5 protein-coding genes and 1 pseudogene are annotated in these 5,668 nt (G+C 63.1%); 3 read left to right on the top strand and 3 right to left on the bottom strand.

What is annotated here, in order from left to right; genetic code table 11:
* The 3 genes from ACWEJ6_RS54165 to ACWEJ6_RS54155 form a co-directional block, all read left to right on the top strand.
* The coding region (locus tag ACWEJ6_RS54165; protein ID WP_452433560.1) for a nucleoside-diphosphate kinase at positions 1-244 on the top strand (244 nt) is incomplete at its 5' end.
* A 559-nt stretch (positions 245-803) separates the two neighbouring features.
* Positions 804-1,286, top strand: a complete 483-nt coding sequence (locus ACWEJ6_RS54160) for a GntR family transcriptional regulator (protein WP_452433558.1) — start codon at positions 804-806, stop codon at positions 1,284-1,286.
* A gap of 2 nt (positions 1,287-1,288) precedes the next feature.
* Positions 1,289-2,203, top strand: coding sequence for a phosphotransferase enzyme family protein (locus ACWEJ6_RS54155; protein WP_452433557.1), 915 nt, complete (start codon positions 1,289-1,291; stop codon positions 2,201-2,203).
* A gap of 55 nt (positions 2,204-2,258) precedes the next feature.
* On the opposite strand, the gene ACWEJ6_RS54150 is transcribed toward ACWEJ6_RS54155, so the two are convergent.
* The 3 genes and pseudogenes from ACWEJ6_RS54150 to ACWEJ6_RS54140 form a co-directional block, all read right to left on the bottom strand.
* Positions 2,259-3,251, bottom strand: coding sequence for a hypothetical protein (locus ACWEJ6_RS54150; protein WP_452433556.1), 993 nt, complete (start codon positions 3,249-3,251; stop codon positions 2,259-2,261).
* 57 nt (positions 3,252-3,308) lie between these two features.
* Positions 3,309-4,874 (bottom strand): NucA/NucB deoxyribonuclease domain-containing protein, encoded by a 1,566-nt coding sequence (locus tag ACWEJ6_RS54145; protein WP_452433562.1) that lies wholly within the window; start codon positions 4,872-4,874, stop codon positions 3,309-3,311.
* 141 nt (positions 4,875-5,015) lie between these two features.
* Positions 5,016-5,582 (bottom strand): annotated as a pseudogene (locus ACWEJ6_RS54140) (Ig-like domain-containing protein); the annotation flags it as partial.
* Positions 5,583-5,668 lie beyond the last annotated feature (86 nt).

Below are 5,668 nucleotides of genomic sequence, written 5' to 3'. Positions count from 1 at the left end.
GACGAACGACACCGCCCAGCAGGTACGGGACCTGCTCGGTCACTACGACCCGTCTCGCGCTCCGTCCATCACGATCCGCGGCTTCTACGGCGACGACAGCGCCGAGAAGGCCGCCGCCGAGGGGCGGCTCATCCGCAACCTCGTCCACTCCAGCGACAGTCCCGCCGATGCCGCGGCCGACTTCAAGATCTGGTTCGGCGAGCCTTACCGGCACATCCTGCACCAGGAGGCGTACCCCCGATGAGCCAACCCGCCGCCGGTCCCGCGCAGCTCCGCGTGGTGCCTGCCGCTCAGGAACTGGAAGACGTCTCGGGGCGTACTGACCAGATGCTCGGCCCGAGAGCTGGAGCGATGGATGCCGCGCAATGAAGCCACGAAGACCGGGAGGGCCTCTGACGGCGTCCCGATTCGGCCTCCGGCTCCAGAAAAGGATGCATGGCCATGTCCGGGGTTCGCCCCGCATCCACCACGCCTCGCCCACGGCAGGACATCGTTCCTCGACTGGACGACAGACAAGCCGGCACAGTCCCGAACGCTCGACTACACATGCGCATGCCAGCCGATCGTCTACGAGTTAGTGGCGTGTGGGGGCAGCTATCGAATCCGCCGAACGGAGCGGACGGCACCTCCTCGCGTGACGTACGCCGGCCCATGGCGCCGTCAGGCGGCGGGTCGCATCTGGGCGCAGCTCCTCTCGGGCGAGGTGAGCTTATGTCCCTGACGGCCTCTGTGAAGAGACACGCGAACCCGCTCAGGCCCGTCGTTTTAGCCTTGAGTCTTGTTGCTGCTCGCAAGGGAGCCCCATGACGCAAGGCAAAGCTCAGCCCACGTACGCCACACTGGCCGACGACCTCCGCCGCCGGATCACAACGGGGGAGTACCCGCCAGGCGGGATGATCCCGTCGGAGGCGGCCTTGATGGCCGAGTTCGGCGTGGCCCGCGGCACCGTCCGACAGGCGCTCGCTGAGCTGGAGCGCGAGGGCCTGGTCGTCAGCCAGATAGGACGAGGCCGCAGGGTGCAAGGCCAAGCCGCGCCGGACGTACAGCCGAGCACCCGCTACGAAGACGTGGCCAACCAACTCCGCGCCGCCATCAAGGCCGGCGAGTTCGCCCCGGACGTCCGCCTGCCTGGCGAACCTGTCCTGGCGGCAAGGTTCGGCACGGCACGCATAACGGTACGCAAGGCCCTGGAACTGCTTCAGCAGGAGGGCCTGATCGTCGTCATCCCCAGCAAGGGCCGCTTCGTGGCCACTCAACGACCACCAGAAACGAACAGCGAGGACTAGCAATGACGGAGACCCACACCGCACGAGGCTTCTCCCAGCAAGACGCCCACAAGGCGCTCGTCGCAGCCTGCCGGGAGGCCGGACTGGACAGTCGGGATGCGGTCCCTCTGCGGGTGGGTGAGAACATCCTGTTCCGCCTCGCATCGGCCCCAGTGGTGGTCAGAATCGCGCGCAGCGTGGATCTTCTGAGCGACGTCCACAAGGAGGTCGTGATCGCGCGCTGGCTGGAAGCGGTCGACTTCCCGAGCGTGAAGCTGCTTCCTGACTGTCCCCAGGCACTCATCCAAGAGAGCCGCGTGGTCACGTTCTGGCAGCACGTGGACAGTGATGGCCGGTCTCCGGGCTTCGTGGACCTGGCAGCGATGCTGAGAGAGCTCCACGCCCTACCCAAACCGGTGGACCTGGTCTTGCCGTTGTTTGACCCGCTGGGCCGCGTAGAGGACCGCTTGGACTGCGCCCCGAGCGTTTCAGAAGCGGACATCGAGTTCCTGCGTCGACGCATCAAGGAGCTCTACGCCGAATACAACGGTCTGGAGTTCGCGCTGCCCGCTGGCCACATCCACGGCGACGCCCACAAGGGCAACCTGCTACGCCGTACGGACGGGAACGTGATCCTTCTCGACTTCGAGAGGTTCGCCTTCGGTCCACGTGAATGGGATCTCAGCACTGCCGTGGGGATTCCGTTCCAAGGCTTTCGGTGGCTCGACTACGACGAGTACGCACATGCTGTGGACGCGTACGGATTCGACATCGCGGAGTGGCCTGGGCTTCACACGTTGCGTCGCATCCGCGAGATCACCATGACAACATGGCTCATGCAGAACGTGGACCACGGTCCCGACATCCGAGCCGAGTTCGACCGCCGCATCGCCTCACTGCGCCATGACGTCCTGCCGCGTTCCTGGCGTCCCCTCTGAGCCACTTGCCTTGGTCAAAGCTTGGCAGTCTCGGTTCCTCCGCCGATCGGACGCATCAAGGGCTGGCGAGCCGCTGGATCGCGATGTCCAGCTCTGGCCATTGCGCGCCTAAAGCTGCTCTAGCGCTGGCTAAGGCGTCGAATTTGGCCGCATCGCTGCTCGCGGCACGCAAGGCCGATCTGAACGCGAGCATGGCATGCAGGCGTTCGTGCTTGCCGCTCCTCTCCCAGGATGCACATGCGTCCTCAAGGAGGAATGTCAGCCACTCCCTATCTGCGTCGGACAAGCCGTCGCCTCGCCTTAGTGCGTCGGTGAGTCCGGGAGGCATATCCAGGTCAAACCGGTCGCGCATCGTTTCGGCCACGACCAGCAAAACCTCACGCCGTACGGCATGAGGCAGAGCCTCCATGGATGACGTGCGGCCAGGGTCAGTATGGGCGAACGGTGACAGAAGCGGTTCTGGTGCTGGCTCTGGATAGTCGATGATGAAGGCCCGCTGGTCGTCGTCGAACCATGTAGCGTCCAGGCTCGTCCTGGCGGCACCATCCACGGCGGCCATGGCGTGGGCTTGGACGCCAGTCCAGTCATCCTCGCGCTCCGCCTCTATCACCGCCGCCAGCCAGTCACCGAACGGGCTTGTAGGAGGATCTGCAGCATCGCCGAAGGTCCGCCATACGTAGCTGTAGTTTCCCCCCCGGGCGTGCGCGAGCCGGACGTTCACTGATGGACCCCAGGACACGGCCCACGCCTCGCCGTCCTGCGACAGTCGTGCAAGCACGTCCTGGCTGCGCAGGTAATCCCCGCCATTTGTCTGGATCAAGGACACCGTTTCGCTTTGCTCGTCCACAAAGATCAGGGGCAGTGGAGAGAAGTTCAGCGGATCTTCGCGCGGGTCCAGTTCGCGTACTTCCGGGTCGGTGTCCGGGGCCAGTCGATGTGCGATGTCACGGTGGCCTCCCCTTGTGCGGATCACGCTCCAGCAGAGACCGCTTTCATGGAGCCACTGCTGCTCATCCAGCACCCGACGGTAGTGTTCCGCGCCTGGCATGAATTCGTTCTCCTTGGTGGGGGGCGGGGGCCGCCCGGGAGCGGCCCCTGAGTCTAACTATGGCCAGTAGTCGCGAGAAGGAGAACCGCAGAGGCTGGCTCTGTCCTTCTGCGTTCCCATGCCTGCCTGTTCGAAGGTGGTGTAGAACGCGTCGCCTATGAGGATCCGATCCTTCTGGTAGTAGTGCCTGTCCAGGATTAGGCCGGCCGCGCCGTTGTCGGCTGTATCGACTGGGCAGAGAGAAATCGAGTTCGTTTTGTTGTTGCGAACGTTCGTTCGTTCCCGCGTGGACGCGAACGGGTACTCATCGCACTGCTTGGCGCCGTTGTTCGCGTAGCCGGGCCACATGTTGTTGCACCAGCGGTTGGTCTGGCTCTGATTGGCATTCCGGATGTTCTGGTATTCACGATGCAGCTTGTTCTCTTCGGTCGGTATATTTGGGTTTCTGCAGCCGTGAATCGCCTTGGAAGTGTCTGTTGGGTAGGTCTCGAGCCCCGGTCGTGTGCACGCGTTCCAGTAGTGGTTGAAGGCTTGGTCGTATCCCTTGCCCCAGTGGAACTTAACCCAGGGCAAGGTTAAGGAGAAGACGCAACCTCCCTTGTACTGGACGTATGTCGCCGAGTCGCACCTAACGGTGGTGCCGATTCCAGTCTGGTTTGTGTTTGATATGTACTTGTTGATCGCCTTGGGCCAGTCGGGGAAGTTGGCGTAGGCTGAAAGAGTGCCGATGCCCACCTTCTCTTCATTGTCGATGGACAGCTTCTGGTAGGGGTGCGGGCCCCATTCGATTTGCCTCTTCGCAGGGCTCTGGTCCGCTGCGCAACGGAAGCGGAAGGTTGCCCTGCCGGTAGGCGTTGCCTTCCATTGTGAAACAGTAAGGCTCTTATAGTTCGTGTGCGGTGCGCCGTTGTAGGCGGAGATATGCTGGCACTGTGGTTTGTTTCCGATATCCATGCCGAGCACCATTGTCCTGTTCAACGGCATGGTCCCGTAGGTTTGCTGGTCGAACAGGAACGCCTCCACCACGATGTCGCGCGGTTCTACCCGAGCTTTACGCGCCGCCGTTGTACCGCTGAACGTGTATGCGATCAGCATGACGTATGTCCGATAATAGTCCTCCTCAATGGGAGGTTTGCCGCTGGTCATTCCGTTATATCTTGTCTGAGTCGCCTCGATTCTGCCAATCTGGCACCACGAGAAGTGATTCTTGATCCAGCCCTGTGGTTTTCCGGCCGTCGCCCACTTATTGAAGCACTCGTCCGTGTCGATCCGGTCATAGATCCGTGCGGCGGGGGCGGGGGGTGTCTCCTTTACCGGCCGCGGAATCGCGGCGATCGAGGGGGATTTGGCCGCTGCCCCTCCTTGCCGGCCGATGGTCAGGGTCTGCCACTCGCTCCACGGGCCTTTCGCACCCCTTGCGATGGCCTGCGCCCGCCACCGCACCTTCCAGCCGTCACGCAGCTTGCCCTTCGGTACACGCACCATGGCCGGGGTGCCCGACGTCACATGGGTGTCCTCTCCCGACCAGATCACTCCCTTGCCTTGCTCCGGTAGCGATGGGGCGTGCGTTACCTCGAACCGAACTGCTGACTGGCGTCCCAGGGGATCTGACACCTTCGCCATCAAGTGAGGCGTCGTGATCCGGCTGAATCTTTCGCTGTTCGGCTTGCTCCACGCTTCGGTCACCCCTGGCTTGGCTTGCGCTGCCTTGCGAGCTGAAGTGGCTCGGGATGTCAGCGACGAGGCGAAGGACGTCTCGAAGTACCAGCCATAGGGCGCAAGGGAGTTGCCGGCTCTGTCCTTGGCTTGGGTCACCTCTGCTCTATAGAAGCCGTAGAGCTCGGAGGACGGAGTGAAGGTGAGTGTGGTGCCATCACCGCTCAAAGTGGCCTCGCCAGGCACCTCTTGCTCGAGAAGGAGATCGTCGAGAACGAGTTGTACGTCTCTCACCGGCTCGCTGAAGGTCACTTTTACTTGAGCGTCACTCGACACGTCGGTCGCGTCACTCTCGGGCGCGGTGGTGAGAACCGCCGGCGGTGTTGTGTCTTGACCGGGAGAGGTGGTGGGCGTCGGACCTGTACCTCCCGCATATGTCACCTCCAGAACCGGAGCTTGCCCAGCCGTCTGGCTGGCTTCGGCGGAATCGAAGCCGCGGTCATAGAGGAGGGCGTCGGCCGACTCGTCCGTTGCCTGCAGCACCAGGCCGTGGCCCACCTGCCCTGATGCCCACGCTTGCGCGATTCCGGTTACGTCCCAGGTCCACGTCCCGCCCGTCGGGGCGTTCGCGTTGTCAGAACATCCGCCTGGGTCCCGTGCCAGCGCCGGGTGTGTCCAGTTAACGGTGTATCTCGATCTTGATTAGTTATCGGGTCGTTGGGGTCAGGCGGCCGTCGAAGGTGATGGCGAAGGCGTTCAGG

This window comes from Nonomuraea sp. NPDC004702 (genome assembly GCF_053601695.1).
The sequence above is the reverse complement of the archived record's forward strand: the minus strand, read 5'-3'. Positions and strand labels throughout refer to the sequence as shown.